The sequence below is a fragment of the Bradyrhizobium sp. MI1.11 genome (assembly GCF_055811255.1).
The window spans coordinates 101,868-121,803 of record NZ_JBVVPM010000010.1; the positions used below are offsets into that span (position 1 = coordinate 101,868).

The following is a 19,936-nucleotide window of genomic DNA, read 5'->3' on the forward strand; positions in this document are numbered from 1 at the left end:
TCCGGGGATATGTCGAACGTTGCTCGCGCTACGCAGCCATCTCACGCGGCGCTGCGGTGGGCCTTTGTCTTTGCCCTTGTCTCTCGCTTTGCCTTCGGCTTCTCCGGCGCCGGGGTGCGTCGAGCACCAGGGCCGGGGTGAGTATGAACCTCCTTGGCCAAAAGCGGCTCGCCGCATTCGGAGCAAACCATGACCGGATCGAAGTCCTTGCCGCATTTGCGGTGTTGATGCAGCAAAGGTCGTCCGCGCGCGTCGACCATATGAGTGTCGCCCCAATGCACGATTGCCATCATGATCGGATAGAGATCGAGCCCCTTCTGAGTGAGGATGTATTCGTGCCGCTTGGGCGAGTCCTGATAGGGGATACGCCGCAACACGCCTTGCCGGACCAGCTTCTTCAGCCGCTCGGCGAGCAGGTGGCGCGTGATTCCGAGCGAAGACTGAAAGCCCTCGAAACGGCGTGTGCGCAGGAAGCATTCACGCAGGATCAGAAGGGTCCAGCGGTCGCCGATCACGCCGATGGTTCGGGCCATCGAACACGGCTCGTCCTCCAGCTCACCCCATTTCATTCCAGATCTCCACTCTGCCCGCGGCTTCCGCGCGAATATCGTTCAGGAAGCCTTTGGTTCAGATACCATTCTAAATCGGTACCTACTGCGAGACAATGTCTTTGCTAGAGCACAAAATCTACTCGAATTGACAGTTCGGTTTTAGAACTGTAAGACAATCTGCGGTCTGAATTATGATCCGACGACCGGATCCAGACCTGACCGGGAGAAGTCCCATGCAAAAGAGAAACGCGACCGTGGCCGTGATCGGCGCCGGTGATTTTATCGGCAGCGAGATTGCAAAGAAGTTCGCCTCCGAGGGCTTTACGGTGTTTGCGGGACGCCGCGACGGCGCCAAGCTCGAACCGCTCGTCAAGGAGATCGAGCAGGCCGGCGGCGAAATTCACGCGCGCGCGCTCGACGCGCGCAAGGAAGACCAGGTCATCTCGTTTCTCGGCGATGCCGACAAGCACGCCCCGCTCGAGGTTTGCATCTTCAACGTCGGCGCCAACGTCAACTTTCCGATTCTGGACACGACCGAACGGGTGTTCCGCAAGGTCTGGGAAATGGCTTGCTATTCCGGCTTCCTCGCCGGCCGCGAGGCCGCGCGCCTGATGCTGCCCCGTGGCCAGGGCAACATCTTCTTCACCGGTGCGACGGCGAGCTTGCGCGGCGGCAGCGGCTATGCGGCCTTCGCCAGCGCCAAGTTCGGCCTGCGGGCGGTCGCGCAAGCCGCGGCGCGCGAATTGGGCCCGAAGAACATCCACGTGGCGCATCTGATCATCGATTCCGGCGTCGACACGGAATGGGTCCGGCAACGGCGGATCGAGGCGCTTGGTCCGAACGCGCTGGATAATCCCGACCTCCTGATGCCGCCATCATCGGTCGCCGAATCCTACTGGATGCTCTATCAGCAACCCAAAAGCGCCTGGACCTTCGAGCTGGAGATTCGTCCCTTCGGCGAGAAATGGTAGCGAAGCCGGTTCACGACGGCCCGTGCAAGGGTTCTGAATGAAGAGGGTTCAGGATCAATTGCCGAAGCGGTGTTCTGGAAGTCCCTGTGCGATGCCCTCAATGGCCAGAACATGACCCGCTTGGGGTTCGCGGCTCAATTGCTCACGATCTAGAAACTTTCGCGCCGTCGTCACGAACAAGGTCTTCAGATCGGCTCCGCCGAAGCACACGCAGGTCGGATTGGTCGCCGGCACCGGAATGACGGTGTCGATCCGGCCGTCCGGCCGATAGCGCACCACCCGGCCGCCGGAGAAGAATGCGGTCCACAATCCGCCGGCGACGTCGATACAAGCGCCGTCGGGCCTCTCCCCGGAGGCGCTGCAATCCGCGAACAGCCGCCTGTTTCGGATCACGCCGTCATCGAGATCGAAGTCGAACTGCCAGGTGCGGTAACGCCTGGTATCCGTGAAGTAGAGCGTGCGATTGTCGGGTGAGAACGCGATGCCGTTCGTTACGATGACATCGCCGAACATGCGCACCGTCCGGCCGTCGGCATCTACGCGATACAGCGCTCCGTTCGGTCGATGCAGCTGGTTGTCCATGGTGCCGATCCATAGCCGGCCCCGGGCGTCGACGCGCCCGTCGTTGAGGCGGTTGTCGAGGCCGCTTTCGACCTCGCAGAGCTGAACTGGACGACCGTCATCGGACGCGCGGCGATAAAGTCCCAGATCCTTCGCGAGCAGGTGGGAGCCATCCGCCGTCAGAGCCTGACTGCCGAGAAAGTTGCATGCGTACGGAACAACCTGATGAGCGCCTGTCGCCGGATCGAACGATTGATGCAGCCGCCGGTCGACGTCGACCCACCACAGCTTACGGGAGCGGTCACACCACAACGGCGTCTCCCCGAGGATGTCGCCTGCGGCGACCGCGGTCTCGACCCGATATGCGGGGATCATGTCGGCGGTCATTCCGATATCCGATTCCAGCCGCGAGCCGGGCGATCAGTCCTCGTTCCAGGAGGCGAGGGCGTGCGCGACGCACCCGTTGATGTGCTCGGTGAGCACGGTTTTGGCGCCTTTGATGTCGCGCTTGAGGGCGCATTCGAGCAGCGCCTTGTGCTGGTTGATCGTCTCCGCGCCGCGGTAGCGCAGCGCATAGCGGAAATATTTGTCGAACACGACCGCGTGGGTCTGCATCAGCTCGCGCGAACCGCAACTCGAGATCAGCGCCTGGTGGAATTCGCCGTCGTAGCGTTTGCGCAGCTCGGGATCGTCACCCTCCTTGAGGACGGTGCGTTCGGTGGCCGCCAGCTTGTGATGCGCGGACACCACGCGGCCCTCCCACTCGACGTCGCCGGCACGAAACGACTCGGCCATCGCGTGATGCTCCAGCAGGATGCGCAGGCCGGCGAGCTCACGCAGGTTCTGGATGGAGATCGGCGCCACCTCGAAGCCGCGCTGGCCCTCGGCAACCACGAAGCCCTCGGAGGTCAGACGATTGAGGATCTCGCGCAGCGTGGAGATGCTGACCCCGTAGTCCTCCTTCATGGCGTCGAGCTTGAGGCGTCCGGATGGCGTGAGCACTCCGAAAATGATGTCGGCCCGGATGCGCTGATAGCCGCTGTGGCCTGCCGACAGGGGCCGTTCCTCGACTGACGTCATGCCTTCTGATCCCGCCTGTCCCGATCATCGGCCACTTCGGACGCGGCCGAACCATCAATGTTGCCAGCACCTATAGCAGATTTCAGATGTATGACAAATCATCATATGAAATAGATATCGTCATTTGACACGGAAATATATGTGTGATGTCTAAATAGGCTGAGGGCACGAAAAATAATGGCTTAAGCCGCCGGTCGTGCCCGGTCGAACAGGGAGGAAACGATGAGCTTGTTGGTACGGGCGCTGTCTGCGACGGCGATCTGCGTGGCGCTGACGGTCGGCGCATCCGCTGAGGACATTCAGGAGCGCACGATCAGGTGGGGACACCTGAACAACACCGATCACCCCGTCAGCGCGGGGGTGCAGAAATTTGCGGAGATCCTGCTGGCGAAGAGCGGGGGCAAGATGAAGATCCGTGAGTTCGCGGCCTCGCAGCTCGGCAACGAGCTGCAGCAGCAATCGGCGCTGCGCGGCGGTACCCAGGAAATGCTCTCGGCCTCGACGACGTCGCTCGCAACCGTCGTGCCGGAGTTCGGCCTCATCGACTTTCCATTCATCGTGAAGACCATCGAGCAGGCCGACGCGCTCGGGACCGGAAAATTCGGCACGTCAATGCTCGATACGCTGCCGTCGAAGGGGCTGATCGGTCTGGGCTATTGGGGCCTCGGCTTCCGCAACGTCACCAACAGCACGCGGCCGATCACCAAGGTCGAGGATTTCAACGGCCTCAAGCTTCGCGTCATTCCGAACCCGGTCTACCTTGAGACCTTCGGATCGTTCAAGGCCAATCCCGTTCCGATGGCCTTCGGCGAACTCTACTCGGCGCTGGAGACGCGCACCGTCGATGGCGAGGAGAACCCTTTTACGGTCATTCTCTCCAACAAGTTCTACGAAGTGCAAAAGTACGTTTCCGCCACCAATCACACCTTCACCCTGAACATCATCCTGGTGAGCAAGGCGTTCTGGGACAAGCTCTCGCCGACCGAGCAGCGCCTGATGCGCGAGGCGTATGAGGAAAGCCGAGGCTATCAAAAGGAGCAGACACGCCTTCAGACCGAAAAGGCGCTGTCGGAATTGCAGGCCAAAGGCATGCAGTACAACACCGTCGCGCCGGAAGAGCTCGATCGCATGCGCAAGACGGCGCAGCCGGTGGTCGACAAGATTGCCGCCAATCTCAAGCCGGAAGCGGTTAAGCTCTTCAACGACGAGCTCGATCGCATCCGCAAGGACGTGAAATAGTCGACCTCGTCAGCATGCAAGACGCAGAGCCGTCCAGTCGGCCGGCTCTGAACCCGACTTTGCCCGGACGGCACGTATGGCGCGATTTATCGACCTGTATTGCACCCTGCTGAAAGGCATCATCGCCGCATTTCTCGCGGTGATGGTGGTGCTGGTGTTCGGCAACGTGGTTCTGCGCTACGGCTTCAACTCCGGTATCGCGATTTCCGAGGAGCTGTCGCGCTGGCTCCTGGTCTGGCTGACTTTCCTCGGTGCGGTCGTGGCAATGCGTGAGCACGCCCATCTCGGCGTCGATAGCCTTGTGCGGATGCTGCCGGCTTACGGCAAACGCATCTGCTTCATCGTCAGCTACGTCCTGATGCTGTTCGCCGACTGGCTTCTGCTCTCGGGAAGTTGGCGGCAGACGATCATCAATCTCGACGACCGCGCGCCGGCGACCGGCCTGTCGCTCGGCATCTTCTATGGCGTGGGCGTGATCTTCGGCGTTTCGGCCGGCGTGATCCTTCTCTACGATCTGTTCCGCGTCATGTCCGGACAAGCCAGCGAAGCCGACATGGTGGCCGTCAGGGAATCGGAGGAGCACTGATGCTGTCTCCCAATATCGTGTCGCCCGGCGCTCACATCCTGAAAATCTCCGGGATCACGCCATGACGATTGCCGTCTTCACTTTCTCGCTGCTCGGCGCCATGGCGCTGGGCATGCCGATCGCCTTTGCGCTGATCGTCTGCGGCGTGGCCCTGATGAGCACGATCGACATGTTCGATGCCCAGATCGTGGCGCAGAACGTCATCAACGGCGCAGACAGCTTTCCACTCATGGCCATTCCCTTCTTCATGCTCGCCGGCGAGGTCATGAACAAGGGCGGTCTGGCCAAGCGAATCGTCAATGTTGCGCTCGTCGCAGTCGGACATTTTCGCGGCGGACTCGGTTACGTCACGATCCTCGCGTCCTGCATCCTCGCGTCGCTCTCGGGCTCCGCGGCGGCCGACGCCGCAGCGCTGGCTGCGCTGCTGGTGCCGATGATGGTGGCGGCGGGCCACAAGAAGTCCTATGCGGCGGGTCTGGTGGCGGCCGGCGGCATCATCGCGCCTGTGATTCCGCCCAGCATCGGGTTCGTCATCTTCGGTGTCGCCGCGGGCGTGTCGATCTCGAAGCTGTTTCTGGCCGGGATCGTCCCGGGGCTGCTGCTCGGGGCTGGGCTCTGCCTGGCCTGGTGGTGGGTGGTGCGCCAGGAGAACCTGACGCCCCCGCCAAGGGCATCGCTCTCGGAGATGGTAAAAGCCGTGGTCGACGGCTTCTGGGCGTTGATGCTCCCGGTCATCATCATCGTCGGCCTGCGCTTCGGCATCTTCACGCCGACGGAAGCCGCAGTGGTCGTCGCCGTCTATTCGCTGTTCGTCGCGACCTGCATCTATCGGGAATTGAAGCCGTCGCAGCTTTATGAGGTGTTTGTCTCCTCGGCCCTGACGACGAGCATCGTGATGTTTCTGGTGGCAGCGGCGCTGGTATCGTCCTGGCTCATCACCGTGTCCGAGATTTCGGCACAGATCGTCACCCTGCTGAAGCCTTTCATGGGCAACAACACGCTCCTGATGCTGGCGATCATGGTCGTGGTGGTGATCGTGGGAACGGCCCTCGACATGACGCCGACCATCCTCATTCTCACGCCGATCCTGATGCCGATCGTCAAGGCAGCGGGCATCGATCCCGTCTACTTCGGCGTCCTCTTCATCATCAACAATGCGATCGGCCTCATCACGCCGCCGGTCGGTATCGTTCTGAATGTGGTTTGCGGCGTCTCCAGGATCAGCATGGAGGACATCATCAAGGGCGTCTGGCCCTTTTTGATTGCACAATTGATCGTCCTGTTCGCGATGGTGCTATTCCCGGGACTGGTGACGATCCCGGCCAAATGGTTTGCCGGCTAGACCCGTCGGCAACAAAGGAAGGACAAGCGAAATGGCCGCAAGGATCATGATCCTCAACGGACCCAATCTCAATTTCCTCGGCATCCGCGAGCCCCACATCTACGGCTCGACGACGCTCGGGGAGATCGAGGCGAGCTGCAAGGCGCTGGCCGATCAGCTCGGAGTTTCGATGTCGTTCCATCAAACGAACATGGAGGGCGAGCTCGTCAGCCTGATCCAGTCCGCCCATGGCAACGTGGAAGCCATCATCATGAATCCCGCGGCCTATTCATTCACCTCGATCGCGCTGATCGACGCGTTGAAGATATTCGAGGGTGTGAAGATCGAGGTGCATATCTCGAACATCCACGCGCGGGACGAGCTGCACCGCCACTCGATCACGTCGAGTGCCTGCACGGCTGTCATTTGCGGCCTGGGTCCCTATGGTTATCTCGCGGCGATGCTCGCGGCGGTCCAACGGCTGGGGCAAATGCCTGCGACCATGGCACCGGCTCTGCGCGGGCTTCCGGCCGGCGGCAAGGCGTAGGCATGGAGGGCGGAATGCGCGGCACGGGATTTCTCGCCATCTGGAGCGACGTCGAGGCTCACGACCTGACCGACTACCGACACTGGCTGACGCGTGAACACACGACCGAGCGCGTGACGACGAAGGGCTTCCTGGCATCGCGTGTCTTCCGCGCGGCAAGGGACGACATCGACCGCTTCTTCATTCTGTATGAGCTGGAGACGCCGGAGGTCCTCGACGGCGAGGCCTATCTGGCGCGCCTCAACGCACCGACGCCGTGGTCCCAGCGCATCATGCCGAAGCTCGGCAAGTTCATGCGGGGCGGCGGCGTCATGATCGCGCGGGCGGGGCGAGGCGAGGGCGCATCGATCGTGGCGCTCCAGATCGAAACGCTGCCGAAGGATCCCCAGGGTCTCGCTCAGGCGTTCGTTGCGTGCGATGGGATTGCCGCCGTGCAGATCGGCGCGACCGACGAGGCGCGGACATCAGTGCGGACGACGGAGAAGGGCATGCGGAAGAATGAGGGCTTCTTCGCGGGGCTTTTGCTGATCGAGGCGCTCGACGTCGCCTCGTTGCAGGCTGCCTTGCGGCGGGCGAGCGAGCTTGCGCCCGACGTCATGGTCGGGGCGAGCGAGCCGGAAGTTTATCAAAGCATGTTTGCGCTCGACGCCCGTATCGCGGATTTCGGCTGATGACAACGTTCTCGCTCGCCGCGTTGACCGTGCTCGAGCTTGCGCCGCCCGAGATGATCGAATTGGCGGCGCATTGCGGTTACGAAAAGGTCGGGCTCAGGCTGTTGCCCGCCACGCCTGGCAGTGTTGCCTATCGCCTGATGGACGATGCGCCGCTCCTGCGGGAGACGCTTCGGCGGTTGGAGTTGACGGGGGTGTCTGTCGCCGATCTCGAGGTCGTTGCGTTCAGACCGGAAACCGAGATTGCCTCGTTCACGCCCTTCTTCGAGGTGGGCGCGCGCCTCGGCGCCAAACACATCCTCGTCGCGGCCTACGATCCGGACCTGGCGCGGTTTTCGGATCGCTACCAGCAATTTTGTGAAGCGGCAGCAAGCTATGGCCTGACCTCCGACCTCGAATTCATGCCCTGGACCAGCGTTCCGGACCTGAAGACCGCAATGCGGATCGTCGGCGACGTCGATCATCCCGGTGCCGGCATTCTGGTCGATGCACTGCATTTCGATCGGTCGCAATGTTCGCTTGCGGACCTCCGCGCTATCCCGGCGCAACGCTTTCACTACTGGCAACTTTGCGACGGCCCGGCCGAGCGCCCGGCGACCACGGAGCAGCTCATCCATGCCGCTCGCGAGGAGCGGATGTTTCCGGGCGAGGGCGGAATAGACCTGATGGGGCTTGCAAGCGCGATGCCGAATGATCTGACGATCAGCATCGAGGTTCCGACCGTTCAGCTGGCCAAGAGCGTCGACGCCGCGACGCGAGCACGCCGGGCGTTGGCGGCAGGCAGAGCCGTTGTCGAGCGGGTGCGCAGCGAGAGGTGAGAATTTCGGGACGAGAAGGGTAGTGCGGGATGTCGCAAGCCGATCGCTCCTGGGACGTCGAGACCGATCTTCTGGTCGTCGGGGCGGGTGCCGCCGGCATGACGACGTCGCTGGTGGCCGCCCTCGAAGGGCTCGACGTGATCCTTTGCGAGAAGTCGGACACGGTTGGCGGCACGACCGCGACCTCCGCCGGCACCATCTGGATTCCGGGCAATCGGCAGGGATTGCTTGCAAGGATCTCAGACTCCACCGAGGCGGCGCGGGTCTATCTTGAAGCATTGCTCGGCGAACACGCCGCGGACGCGCGTGTGGATGCGTTCCTCCAGACGGGTCCAATGATGCTCGATTATCTCGAGCAGAGGACGAGCGTACGGTTTGCGGCGCCGCCGGTCCATCCCGACTACAAGAATCTTCTAGGGGCAGCGATCGGTGGTCGTGCTCTCGGCGCCGTTCCGTTCGACGGCCGCAAGCTTGGCAAGGACTTCGAGCGCATAAGGGCCCCGCGGCGAGAGTTCATGGTCCTCGGCGGCATGATGGTCGGAAAGGCGGACATCCCGGCGTTGCTGGCGCCATTCCGCAACTGGACGAATTTCAGGCATGTCGTTGGTCTGCTCGGTCGGCATTTGCTTGATCGACTTCGCTACAACCGCGGAACGCGTCTGATCACGGGCAACGCTCTCGTCGCGAGGCTGTTTGACAGCCTTCGTCGTTCCGGCGTGGATCTGCGATATGAGACCGAGCTCACTGAGCTCATCCGTAATGGCGACGCAGTCGTCGGGGCCGTTTTGTCATCGCCCTCAGGAGCATTGGCGGTACGTGCCCGCAAGGGCGTGGTGCTGGCAACGGGAGGCATCGGCTGGAGCCGCGAGCTTCGCGACAGGTTTTTCCCCGAGGCCGCGCGCCGATTTTCACTCGCGCCTTCGTGCAATACCGGGGACGGCCTGCTCGCGGCCGAACGCGTCGACGCGGTGATTGAGCGTAATTTCGATAGCCCCGCCTTGTGGATGCCGAGCTCGGTCATGACGCAGGCGGACGGCTACGTCTCGGTATTTCCGCACATTATGCTGGATCGTGCCAAGCCAGGACTGCTTGCGGTGAACAAGTCGGGCCGCCGTTTCGTGAATGAAGCCGACTCCTATCACGACTTCGTGGAAGCGATGTTGCGATCGGACTCGTCTTCGGTATTGGCAACGCCAGCTTTCCTGATTTGCGATCGCGCCTTTATCGGCGACTATGGCATTGGTCTCGTTCATCCCGGGACGAGGGATTTGGACAAATTTCTCAAGGCTAAATATTTGCTGGCGGGCGAAACGATTGAAGCACTGGCCGAAAACATCGGGGTCGATGGCGGCGAGCTTGCTCAAACGATCGAGCGATACAATCGCTATGCCGAGAGCGGTGTGGACGAAGAGTTCGGCCGCGGTTCAAGCGAGTTGAACCGGTTCAATGGTGATCCCCGGAACGTGCCAAACCCGTGCCTGCGGCGGGTCGGTCCTGGGCCATATTATGCCGTCGCAGTATGGCCGACGGATCTCGCTAGCAGCGCCGGCTTGTGCACGGATTCAACCGCCCGCGTCTTGTCTAGCCGTGGGACCGCCATACCCGGACTCTACGCCGTCGGTACCGATTCATCCTCGATCTTTCGAGGCACTTATCCGGGCCCGGGCACGATGATCGGGCCTGCGATGGTATTCGGATGGTGCGCGGCAATGCATGCCGCGGGCGCTTCAGCTCAGGACGAAGGTAACTGAAAGCCGGATCGTTCGCCGCTCAGGGCTAGGAACTCTGCGCACCATCGAGGCTTGACTCAGCGGGCCAGCGTCGCCGCCGATTTGCTGGCCTGCACGGCCCCGCCTCCAAGCCCCCATACCCCCCAGGGTGGGGCCGTGTCTCTCGTCGCAGGAGATGCAATGCCGGAGCCGACCGATCACGACATCAGAGAACGCGCGCACCGCTTGTGGGAACAGGCGGGCAAGCCGGAAGGCCGCGAGGAAGAATTCTGGCATGCGGCCGAGCAGGAGTTGCGCAACGAGGACAAGTCGAACCCCATGCGGACGCCGGATACGCTGTGACCGACAAGAGATGCCCATTCTGCCACGGTCTGGGATGGGTCTGCGCAAACCATCCGCTCCGCGCCTGGAGCGAGGAACTGGGCGGCTGCCGCTGCGGTGAGGGAATGCCCTGCACCTGCAACACGACGGAAGATCCCGAAGCAAGGGCGGTGGTCGTCGAAGCGGACACGACGTGGCACTAGCTAGACCTGGCATTGACGGCGGAACAGAGCCTTCCAGCAGGAATTGAGGTTGTGAGCAGCACGGGCTGCGACGCAGGCCCGTGGCTACGGCGGGGTTTGCGGTGGACGAGCGGCAAAAGATAGAGCACCAGATCGAACTCGCAACGCGAGCGGCAGCCCTTGTCAAAGACGAAACCACCGTCCAGCGATTCAGGACGTTCGCCGAGGAGCTGAAGCAAAAGCTGCTTCGCATGATGCGGCGCGGAAAGGTGCGAGCGCGCGCCTACGAACTCTGGGAGCAGGCCGGTCGCCCGGTCGATCGGGACGTGGAGTTTTGGCTCGAGGCCGAACGGCAGATCGACGAAGAGCGCGATCAGCGGAGGCTCTCGGATTCCTCAGACAAACGGTAGAGGTTCCGGGAGCCACATCGGCAGCGAACAAGCTTCGGCCGCGCGTTCCCTGGACAGAGAAAAAGCCGCCGAGTTCTTCACCTGGCGGCTTCAAAAGTCCGTAGCTGTCGGTCGCCTTTCCAGCCTCGTGCGTACCGCCGTTACCTTGTTTGCGGCCATGCAAGTTCAGTTTAGGCCAAGGCGCTCGATTCTGCTGTGACCTGAAGCACACATTGAAAAGACAATGTCGGGAAGCTTGGGAGGGCGCCGACTTTGATGGGATTGCCCCGCCATGGCGCTACGCGCCGGCCGTGACACCCAGGCGGCCTATGCCTGGAAGCTTCAGCGCGGGGCGGCGGATGTCGAGGCCGAGCACCGCGCCGAGGAAATTGATCTCGACCCCTTCGACCCAGCCGATGGTCATGCCGAGATAGCCCGACAGCGAGGCGTAGAGCCCGGTGCCGGACGCCGTGATGCCGGCCCAGCGTCCGCTGTAGGGAAAGTCCTTACCGATGGCGGTCGGCGGCAGCACGGCGCGCAACTCGGGAACGGCGTCAAGCGCCGCCTGCACGAAGGTGTTGGAATTCGGCCCCGGCCAGGCGCTGTAGTCGCCATAGGCGCGGAACTTATAGTTCTCGATGACGGTGCGGATCTTCGGAATCAATGCTTCTGCCCGCGCGCCGTCGACCGCCACGACCGTTTCCGGCATCGCGCCGAACCAGCGGCCATCGGGCGCAAAGCCGTTGCTGCGAACAGGGTCGCCCCAGGCCGTGTAATCGTATCGGCTGTAGGTCGCGGCGCCCTTCTCCTTGACGACGATCCAGGTATGGACAGCAAAAATACTGCGCCAGCGCACCGTGCGCGCGGCGAACACGCGGATCAGCGCGTCCGGATTGGCGGACGCGGGCGGCAGCAGGCCGGCGCTGGAGCGATCCGCCGTCTGCCAATTGCCGCGGCCGTCGCCGCGCAAATAATAGCGGCCGGCCGACACGGCGATCGGCAGGAAGATCAGCAGCAGGAACAGAATCAAGGATTTCCTCAAGGGCAAACGGCGGTCAGGCGGGACGATGCCACCAATATAGTTCGCAAGGCACGCCGCGCCAGCGCTCTCCTGCTCTTGCATTCGGATGGTGCGGCCATATGTTGCGTCCATGAGGAAGTTGTCGCTCGTCGAGGACCAGGCCATCCAGGCGCGAATCGCGTACATCGCGGGCGCCGAGATTTTCGATCGCCTGTTCGCCGGCATCCGGTTCGACGAAATCGACGGCAATCTGCTGTTTGCCATTGCCAGCGACGAAGACTGCGCGGCCGAGATCGAGGACGAGTTCTCGCACCAGCTCGCTGTGGTCGCAACGCATATCCTCGCGCAAAGCGTGGATGTGGTCGTAGTGCTGCCGAAGGTCCTGCAATAGCCCGCTAGCCTTCTGGCCGTCCAAGCCGCTTGCCTTCACGCTCTGTCTCTGCTTTTCAACGCAATTGCAAAATTGTAATGACGTCATTGGGCGCTCAGGCCCGAGGCGCGTTATCGACGGAGCTCAACGGGAGGGCTCGTCGTCGCTCGCCTCTATTTGCGAAACAAAGTTGGATACACATTGGCGCCCACCAGGAAAGCCCGGGCCACGACCGGCGCGATAAAGACACAAAGCAAGAGCTCAAAAAGCAAAGGCTCGCTAAGCAAGAGCGCGAAAAGCAAGAGCACGAAGAGCACAAGCTCGAGAAGCAGGAGCTCGACAAGCAAGCGTCCGGACAAGAGCGCCTCGCGTTCCGCGGTCGCCTCCTCATCGCCGCTCGGCATGCTGGCGCTGCATCTGCTCGAGCAGTGGGAGAAGTCCGACGGCCTCGTCTTCCTCTGCGACGACGAGAGCAGGGCGGAGCGGCTGGGCGGCGTGATTCACGCTCTCGATCCCTCGGTCGACGTGCTGGTGTTTCCGCGCCTGAACACGCTGCCCTTCGACGGCCTCGAGCCATCCCGCGAGATCGCGGGACGGCGCAGCTCGGTGCTGCGGCGTCTCGCCAAGGCAAAGAAGCCCGTCTTCCTGGTGTCGACCGCGGAAGCCATCATGGAACGGCTGCCGCTGCCGGCGAGCTGGTCGCGGTCGAGCCTCACGCTGAAGGTGGGCGCGCCCTATTCCGGGCCCGAGCTGGAGACGCGGCTGGAGGCTCTCGGCTACGATCTCGACGAAGAGGCGGAGTATCCGGGCGGCGTCCTGTTCCACGGCAAGACGTTCGAAGTGTTTCCCGCCGGCGCGCTCGCTCCCTTCCGGATCGAGCATTCCGGAGACACGATTCGCAAGATCGTCGCGGTCGATCCGATCGAGCACGAGGTCGTCTACGAGACCGCGGAATTGATCATCGATCCCATGTCCGAGCGGATCGCGCTGGGAGCTACGCGCGGACAGCGGGCGACGCTGCCTGATTATTGCAGCCGCGCGCGGTGGATCGCGGATGCCGGGGTATCGACCCACGCCGAGAGCTGGCAGGCCACGATTGAGGACGCCGCCGGCCGCAGGGATGCGGAGCGCGAGTATCTGGGGCAGGCGGATTGGAAGCAGCTGAAGAAGCGCATCAGCGTGCTGCCGCGCAAGGCCGCCTTCATCTCGACTCCGGAGTTCTCGAAGCTGGCCTCGCCGCGCAAGGCGCTTCGCGCCTTCGTCGCCGACATGCAGCGCGGCGGATCGCGGCTGCTGTTCGTCGCGGCCGTCGAGGACGACCTTCGCGCGATGGAGCGCATGAGCGGCATCAAGGCGGAGCGCCTGGCCGATTGGAGCGAGGTGGCGAAGGCACGGAGCCGCGAAGGCGCGCTGCTGGCCGATTTCGACGCGGGGTTCATTGGCGCCGGCCGCAAGCCGCTTGTCGTCGTGACCGCGTCCGACGTGCTCGGCAGCCGGGCCCATCATCCCCAGCCGATGGCGCGCGCATGGAACCCGGCGTTCGATCATCCCGATGTGCCCGAAAAGGGCGCCGCCATTGTCCATCTGCAACGCGGGCTAGCCGTGCTCGATGGCTTGCAGACCCTCGATATGGGCAAGGGATCGCGACGCGAGATGATCAGGCTCAAATTCGCGGGCGACAATGCCGTGCTCGTTCCACCGGCCGATCTTGCGGTGATCTGGCCCTATGCCGGCGAACCCGGCAAGCTGACGCTCGACAAGGCGGACGGCAGCAGCTGGTGGGCGCGGCGTACCGAGGCGGAAGCGGAAATCCAAGTCGCCGCCAAGGCGCTCGCCAAACACATCAGCCAGCGCCTCCGCCGTCGTGCACCCAAACTGGTGCCACCGGGGCCGGCTTATGAAAAATTCGTCGCACGGTTCCCCTATTTCACGACAGCGGACCAGGGCCAGGCCATTCAAGACGTCCTCGACGATCTTGCGGCGGGCCATCCCATGGACAGGGTGATCTGCGGTGATGTCGGATTCGGCAAGACCGAGGTCGCGCTGCGGGCGGCGGCGGCCGTGGCGCTGTCCGGCAAGCAGGTGGCGATCGCGGCGCCGACCACCGTGCTGGCGCGGCAGCATGTCGAAACCTTCCGCAAACGGTTCGGCCCTCTTGGGATCGAGGTGGGAAGCCTGTCGCGAGCCAGTTCAGGCCCGGAGACGAGAGAGACGAAAGAAGGACTGCGGCGCGGCACGCTGAAAGTCGTGGTCGGCACGCAGGCTCTTGCGGCAAAGGACGTGAAGTTCGCCGACCTTGGCCTCGTCATCATCGACGAAGAGCAGCATTTCGGGGCGGCGGAGAAGGCGAAGCTCTCAGGCCTCGCCAAGGGGGCCCATTCGCTGTGGATGAGCGCCACGCCGATCCCGCGCACGCTCGCGGCGGGTCTTGCCGGCTTCAGGGACCTCAGCGTGATCGCCTCGCCGCCGGTTCATCGCCTTCCCATCGTGACCAGGATCGCGCCGCTGTCCGACGCTGCCATTGCCGCGGCGCTGCTGCGCGAGCGCAGGCGGCACGGTCAGAGCTTCCTGATCTGCCCACGCATCCAGGATCTGGAGCCGATGCTGGCGCGCGTGCAATCGGTGGCGCCGGAGCTGCGCATCGTCTGTCTTCACGGCAGGTTGCCCGTGGACGAGATCGACGACCGCATGATGAGTTTCGTCGACGGCGAGGCGGACGTGCTGTTGGCGACCAATATCGTGGAAAGCGGGCTCGATATTCCGCGCGCGAACACCATCGTGGTGTGCTGGCCCGAAAAGTTCGGGCTTGCGCAGCTGCATCAGCTCAGGGGACGGGTGGGACGCGGCGGCACGCGCGCTTTTGCCCATCTGCTGACGGAATCGACCTCAGAGCAGTCCGAGAAACGTCTGGCGGTACTGGAGGAGTTCAGCAAGCCGGGTGCCGGCTTTGCGATCAGCGAGCGCGACCTCGACCTCAGGGGCGCCGGCGATCTGTTCTCGGAACAGCAGTCCGGCCATGTCCAGGTGTTCGGACCGGTGCTCTACAGTCATCTGCTGAAGCGGGCGTCCGAGCGAGGCAGCGACGCCGGCGCCGATCTGTGGGTGCCCGATCTCAATATGCCGTTGGCCGACATGCTGCCTGAGGGCTACGTGCAATCGGAAGCGGTCCGGCTCGAGATCTATGGCCGCGCTGCCCGATGCCGAAGCGACGACGATCTGGAAGATCTGGAGGAGGAGATCTCGCGTCGTTTCGGTCGGTTGCCGCCGGAGGCCCGCGACTTCTTCGCATCCGCCAGGCTCCGGATCGATTGCAAACGGCGCGGCATCGTCAGGCTCGATGTCGGGCCCGAGGCGGTCGCCGCGACGTTCCTGCCGGGGCGGCTGCGGAAATCCAGAGGAAAGTCGCAGACGGGAGCGCTGCAGCGCGACGGCGACCGCGTCGTTCACGCCGGCCGCCGCGACGCGGATCCGTTCAGCCGGGTCGAGGAGTTTCTCGACCTGCTGGACGGCTAGGGATCATTCGGTCTGCTCGACTGCCGCGGGCATTTTCGCCACCGACATCAGCGAGCGGGCCACCTGGTTGAGGAGCTGATCCGCGTTCTCCTCCTCCGCGAGTGATTTCGACAGCAGGGCGACAACGGCGCTGTGGCGAAGCTGCTGGGCGAGGTTGCGCGCCGTGGTATAGCCTGCGATCTCGTAGTGCTCGACGCGTTGCGCCGCGCCAATCAGCGCGAGGTCGGCCGCCGCATCCTCCTTGTCCTCACCCTCGGCCATGATCTCCTGGCCCTCCTCGACGAGGCCCATCATGCCCTTGCAGGGCTTGGCGCGGGCGGATTTGCCGAGCATCTCGAAGCATTCGTTGATGCGCTCGACCTGTGCTTCGGTCTCCGCCAAGTGCTGCTCGAACAGCTCGCGCAACTGGTCGAAGCGGGCGGCCTCCGCCATCTTGGGAAGCGCCTTGGTCAATTGCTTCTCGGCATGCAAGATATCGCGCAGCTCGTTGATGAGCAGATCGCCGAGACCCGCTTCGTCGGCCGGCGGCGAGCTCTCGGTGACGATGGCCGAGGCCGGACCCGGTTCGCCCGCCTGGATCGCCGGCGACTCCGTGAAGACCCAGTCGCCGCCCTCGTTCCAGGGGCCGCGCGTGTCGATCTCGCCATGGTCGCCGGCGCCGGTGGAATCGTTGAAGAACTGGTCGACAAGGCCGGGCGTCGGGGCGATGCGGCCGATGCTGAAGGCCGGCTTGCCCATGCTCTCGAGCGCCAGCGCGAACGCCTTCATGTGCGTGATCTCGCGGGTCATCAGGAACTGCAGCGCGTCCTTGCTGCCGGCGTCGTCGCAGAAATTGATCAGCCGCTCATAGACGATCTTGGCCCGCGCCTCTGCGGCGATGTTGCTGCGCAGATCGACGTCGAGCTCGCCGGTGATCTTCAGATAGTCGGCGGTCCAGGCATTGCCCTGCGAGTTGAACAGATTGACTCCGCCGCCGCCCGCGATGGCGATGAGGGGATCGGCTTCGGCCGCCTGGCGGTCGAACTTCGAGGGCTTGAGATGCATCCGCGCCAGCGTGCCCACCACTTCCAGATGACTGAGCTCCTCGGTGCCGATGTCCATCAGCAGGTCCTTACGATCGGGATCCTCACAGTTCAATCCCTGGATCGAGTACTGCATCGCGGCGGCGAGCTCGCCATTGGCGCCGCCGAACTGCTCCAGCAGCATGTTGCCGAAGCGCGGATCCGGCTCGTCGACGCGAACGGTGAACATCAACTTCTTGACGTGATGATACATGGCGGGACTCTCGGATTGGGAGGGCAGGAAAAGAAGATGTCTTCCGAACGGGCGGCTTCAGTGTTCGTTCCTAGCGAAACGACCTGCGCCGATCAGGCGCAGGTCGTTCAAAGACGATCGGCAGGATTGTGGACGTACTCGCTCAGCGTTGGTCCGGACGCTTGGCGGGCGGCCCGCTCTTGTTGCCCGGTGCGCCCTGAATATGCGCCGGGTCCTGCGATTGCACGGCGGTGTTGCCGGTGGAGTTTGTCGAACTTGATCCGACGGTTTCACCGGGCTTGGCGGCCGGACCGTTCTTGTTGCCGGGCTGTCCGGCAATGCCGGCACCCGAATTCTGCGCGCTCGGCGCGGACGAAACGTCAGGCTTGCTGGCCTGCGCCCAAGCTGCACCAGGCAGCGCAAGAGCGGCGAGGATAACGGCACCTGTGAACTTCATCTCGGTGTTCTCCGACTGATGCCCCATCTACTCGAACGCCGGTGACCTGCGTGCGTTCCCTATTGTCATCAACTCGAAAGCATCGGCTCGCCTGATCGTGGCGACTATCCCGGCAGCGGCGCCTCCACGACGTCGAGCAGCGCTCCCAGGCCCTGGCGCAGGCGGCGGGTGGCGATGCTCTCGGTGGCGAGACCGAACACCACGAGGGATCGCCCGGTCATCACATAAACATGCCCGAAGTCGAACGCGGGCATCTGCCCCTCCGGTTGATTGGTGTCGATCAACCCGACCCAGCTGCGTCCCTCGGCGACGGCGGGCAGGGTGAAATGGACGACGTCGTGATGAGCATTGTAGATCAGCAGCATGGTTGCGTCCGAGCCGCGGCGCTTGATGCCGGTCTCCTGGGCGCGGCCGTCGAGCAGCAAAGCGAAACATTTGGCGTTGCCGTCCTGCCACTGCTCCGTCGTCATTTCCTCTCCGGACGGCGCGAGCCACGTCACGTCCTTCACGTCCAGCTCTTCATTGTGCGAGCCGACCAGGAAGCGGCTGCGGTAGAGAATCGGAAATGCCTTGCGCGTGGCGATCAGCTTTCGGGTGAATTCGCGCAGGCTGCGGCCGTTCGCGGTGATGCCCATCCAGTCGAGCCATGTGGTCTCGTTGTCCTGGGCGTACGCGTTGTTGTTGCCGTGCTGGGTGTGTCCGAATTCGTCACCGGCAAGCAGCATGGGCGTGCCGTGCGACAACAGCATGGTTGCCAGCAGATTGCGCTTCTGGCGCTCGCGCAGCGCAATGATGTCCGGATCGTCCGTCGGTCCCTCGGCGCCGCAGTTCCAGGAGTGATTGTTGCTGTGGCCGTCGCGATTGTCCTCGCCATTGGCTTCATTGTGCTTGTCGTTGTACGAGACGAGATCGTTGAGATTGAAACCATCATGTGCGGTGACGAAGTTGACGCTGGCCCACGGCCGGCGGCCGCGCTTGTTGAAGAGATCGCCGGATCCGGACACGCGCTTGGCGAAGTCCGCGATCGATCCCTCGTCGCCCTTCCAGAAGGCGCGCACCGTGTCCCTGAACTTGTCGTTCCACTCCGCCCATCCCGGCGGAAACTGGCCGACCTGATAGCCACCCGGACCGATGTCCCAAGGCTCGGCGATCAGCTTGACGCTGGAGAGCACGGGGTCCTGGCGGCAGGCATCGAGAAAGCCGCCGCCTTCGTCGAACCCGTAGGGCTCCCGTGCCAGGATGGTGGCGAGGTCGAAACGGAAGCCGTCGATCCTCATCTCGGTCGCCCAATAGCGCAGGGAATCCGCGACGAGTTGCAGCACACGCGGGTGCGACAGGTTCACAGTATTCCCTGTACCGGTATCGTTGATGTAGTAGCGCTGCTGGTCCGGCAGCAGGCGGTAATAGCTAGCGTTGTCGATGCCCTTGAAGGACAGGGTCGGGCCGAGTTCGTTTCCTTCAGCGGTGTGATTGTAGACGACGTCGAGGATGACCTCGATGCCATGGGCGTGGAACTGGTTGACCATGGCTTTGAATTCGTTCGCGAACGGCGTCTTGAGGTAACGTGGCTCCGGCGCGAAGAAGGCGAGGGAGTTGTAGCCCCAGTAATTGCGCAGGCCTTTCTCAACCAAATAGCTGTCGTCGACGAAGGTATGGATCGGCAGCAATTCTGCACTGGTGATGCCGAGCGATCGCAGATAGGCCGGGACCTCCGAATGCGCGAGGCCGGAGAACGTGCCGCGGTCTGCGTCGGGCACCAGCGGATGCAGCTGGGTAAAACCCTTGACGTGCATCTCGTAGACGATCGTCCGCTCCCATGGCACTTCCGGCTTGCGCGCGGCGCCCCAGGTGAAGGCCGGGTCGATGACGCGGCATTTCTGCATCAAGGGCGCGCTGTCGCGTTCGTCGTAGGAGAGATCCTTGTCGGCATGGTCGAGCTGGTAGCCGAACAGCTCCGGTCCCCAGCGCAACCGGCCGACCAGCTGCTTGGCGTAAGGATCGAGCACGAGCTTGTTGGGATTGAAGCGGTGTCCCGCGTCGGGTTCGTAGGGGCCGTGAACACGATAGCCATAGATGGTGCCGGGACGGGCCGCGGGCAAATAGCCATGCCAGACTTCGTCGGTATATTCCGGGAGTTCGATCCGCTCCAGTTCGGTCTCGCCGTCGTCGTCGAACAGGCAGAGTTCGACCTTGGTGGCATGGGCCGAAAATAGCGCGAAATTGACGCCGAGCCCGTCCCAGGTGGCGCCGAGCGGAAACGGCTTGCCCTCGCTGATGCGGGAGCGGCGCAGGCGCGAAGCCGCCCGCGTCAGGGCGTCGTCTGGATGTACTGTTTGATCCATCGCTGCCCCGAA

At 63.3% G+C, this 19,936-nt stretch carries 20 protein-coding genes; 12 read left to right on the top strand and 8 right to left on the bottom strand.

The features are described 5' to 3' along the window. Positions 1 to 41: 41 nt before the first annotated feature. Positions 42 to 569, bottom strand: coding sequence for a winged helix-turn-helix transcriptional regulator (locus tag AC0L30_RS13090; protein ID WP_473367694.1), 528 nt, complete (start codon positions 567 to 569; stop codon positions 42 to 44). Positions 570 to 784: 215 nt separating this feature from the next. Between AC0L30_RS13090 and AC0L30_RS13095 the strand changes: the two genes are divergently transcribed. Beyond that, positions 785 to 1,522 carry an SDR family oxidoreductase gene (locus AC0L30_RS13095; RefSeq protein WP_219681557.1) on the top strand — a complete coding sequence of 246 codons (738 nt, stop codon included), beginning with the start codon at positions 785 to 787 and terminating at the stop codon, positions 1,520 to 1,522. Between the two features lie 54 nt (positions 1,523 to 1,576). Here the strand turns inward: AC0L30_RS13095 and AC0L30_RS13100 are convergent, their stop codons facing one another. Further along, positions 1,577 to 2,470, bottom strand: a complete 894-nt coding sequence (locus tag AC0L30_RS13100; RefSeq protein ID WP_473254741.1) for an SMP-30/gluconolactonase/LRE family protein — start codon at positions 2,468 to 2,470, stop codon at positions 1,577 to 1,579. 33 nt (positions 2,471 to 2,503) lie between these two features. Further along, positions 2,504 to 3,163, bottom strand: coding sequence for a GntR family transcriptional regulator (locus AC0L30_RS13105; RefSeq protein ID WP_007596002.1), 660 nt, complete (start codon positions 3,161 to 3,163; stop codon positions 2,504 to 2,506). Between the two features lie 222 nt (positions 3,164 to 3,385). Here AC0L30_RS13105 and AC0L30_RS13110 point away from each other — a divergent pair, with 222 nt between their 5' ends. The 9 genes from AC0L30_RS13110 to AC0L30_RS13150 all read left to right on the top strand — a co-directional run bounded on the left by AC0L30_RS13110 (position 3,386) and on the right by AC0L30_RS13150 (position 10,988). Beyond that, a complete protein-coding gene (locus tag AC0L30_RS13110) occupies positions 3,386 to 4,402 on the top strand; it encodes a TRAP transporter substrate-binding protein (RefSeq protein WP_018453915.1) in 1,017 nt (338 codons plus the stop codon). A 76-nt stretch (positions 4,403 to 4,478) separates the two neighbouring features. Beyond that, the gene (locus AC0L30_RS13115) at positions 4,479 to 4,988 is read left to right on the top strand and encodes a TRAP transporter small permease (RefSeq protein ID WP_473404433.1); all 510 of its coding nucleotides are present in this window, start codon (positions 4,479 to 4,481) and stop codon (positions 4,986 to 4,988) included. A 61-nt stretch (positions 4,989 to 5,049) separates the two neighbouring features. Then, positions 5,050 to 6,330 (top strand): TRAP transporter large permease subunit, encoded by a 1,281-nt coding sequence (locus AC0L30_RS13120; RefSeq protein ID WP_007595995.1) that lies wholly within the window; start codon positions 5,050 to 5,052, stop codon positions 6,328 to 6,330. A gap of 31 nt (positions 6,331 to 6,361) precedes the next feature. Continuing rightward, a complete protein-coding gene (locus AC0L30_RS13125) occupies positions 6,362 to 6,856 on the top strand; it encodes a type II 3-dehydroquinate dehydratase (protein WP_473404434.1) in 495 nt (164 codons plus the stop codon). 14 nt (positions 6,857 to 6,870) lie between these two features. Further along, a complete protein-coding gene (locus AC0L30_RS13130) occupies positions 6,871 to 7,527 on the top strand; it encodes a hypothetical protein (RefSeq protein WP_473404435.1) in 657 nt (218 codons plus the stop codon). Continuing rightward, positions 7,527 to 8,345, top strand: coding sequence for a sugar phosphate isomerase/epimerase family protein (locus tag AC0L30_RS13135; RefSeq protein WP_007595992.1), 819 nt, complete (start codon positions 7,527 to 7,529; stop codon positions 8,343 to 8,345). Before AC0L30_RS13130 ends, AC0L30_RS13135 begins: the two co-directional genes overlap by 1 nt. A gap of 29 nt (positions 8,346 to 8,374) precedes the next feature. After that, positions 8,375 to 10,096: an FAD-dependent oxidoreductase gene (locus AC0L30_RS13140; protein WP_473404436.1), complete on the top strand. Its 1,722-nt coding sequence runs from the start codon at positions 8,375 to 8,377 to the stop codon at positions 10,094 to 10,096. Between the two features lie 159 nt (positions 10,097 to 10,255). Next, a complete protein-coding gene (locus AC0L30_RS13145; protein WP_007595988.1) occupies positions 10,256 to 10,417 on the top strand; it encodes a DUF2934 domain-containing protein in 162 nt (53 codons plus the stop codon). 283 nt (positions 10,418 to 10,700) lie between these two features. Further along, positions 10,701 to 10,988, top strand: coding sequence for a DUF2934 domain-containing protein (locus AC0L30_RS13150; RefSeq protein ID WP_007595986.1), 288 nt, complete (start codon positions 10,701 to 10,703; stop codon positions 10,986 to 10,988). Positions 10,989 to 11,265: 277 nt separating this feature from the next. Here the strand turns inward: AC0L30_RS13150 and AC0L30_RS13155 are convergent, their stop codons facing one another. Further along, positions 11,266 to 11,997, bottom strand: coding sequence for a DUF3750 domain-containing protein (locus AC0L30_RS13155; protein ID WP_007595984.1), 732 nt, complete (start codon positions 11,995 to 11,997; stop codon positions 11,266 to 11,268). A gap of 121 nt (positions 11,998 to 12,118) precedes the next feature. On the opposite strand from AC0L30_RS13155, the gene AC0L30_RS13160 reads away from it, so the two are divergent. Continuing rightward, the gene (locus tag AC0L30_RS13160; protein ID WP_007595982.1) at positions 12,119 to 12,379 is read left to right on the top strand and encodes a hypothetical protein; all 261 of its coding nucleotides are present in this window, start codon (positions 12,119 to 12,121) and stop codon (positions 12,377 to 12,379) included. Between the two features lie 152 nt (positions 12,380 to 12,531). On the opposite strand, the gene AC0L30_RS13165 is transcribed toward AC0L30_RS13160, so the two are convergent. Next, on the bottom strand, positions 12,532 to 12,762 hold the full coding sequence (locus AC0L30_RS13165) for a hypothetical protein (protein WP_219681540.1): 231 nt from the start codon (positions 12,760 to 12,762) through the stop codon (positions 12,532 to 12,534). Between AC0L30_RS13165 and AC0L30_RS13170 the strand changes: the two genes are divergently transcribed. Next, the gene (locus AC0L30_RS13170; RefSeq protein WP_035993472.1) at positions 12,761 to 15,871 is read left to right on the top strand and encodes a DEAD/DEAH box helicase; all 3,111 of its coding nucleotides are present in this window, start codon (positions 12,761 to 12,763) and stop codon (positions 15,869 to 15,871) included. The genes AC0L30_RS13165 and AC0L30_RS13170 overlap by 2 nt on opposite strands. A gap of 3 nt (positions 15,872 to 15,874) precedes the next feature. On the opposite strand, the gene AC0L30_RS13175 is transcribed toward AC0L30_RS13170, so the two are convergent. From AC0L30_RS13175 to glgX, 3 genes are all read right to left on the bottom strand, one after another. Next, positions 15,875 to 17,146 carry a DUF892 family protein gene (locus tag AC0L30_RS13175; RefSeq protein WP_007595978.1) on the bottom strand — a complete coding sequence of 424 codons (1,272 nt, stop codon included), beginning with the start codon at positions 17,144 to 17,146 and terminating at the stop codon, positions 15,875 to 15,877. A gap of 142 nt (positions 17,147 to 17,288) precedes the next feature. Then, positions 17,289 to 17,582, bottom strand: coding sequence for a hypothetical protein (locus AC0L30_RS13180; protein WP_007595967.1), 294 nt, complete (start codon positions 17,580 to 17,582; stop codon positions 17,289 to 17,291). Positions 17,583 to 17,686: 104 nt separating this feature from the next. Further along, positions 17,687 to 19,924, bottom strand: coding sequence for a glycogen debranching protein GlgX (glgX, locus tag AC0L30_RS13185; protein WP_473404437.1), 2,238 nt, complete (start codon positions 19,922 to 19,924; stop codon positions 17,687 to 17,689). Positions 19,925 to 19,936: the final 12 nt, after the last annotated feature.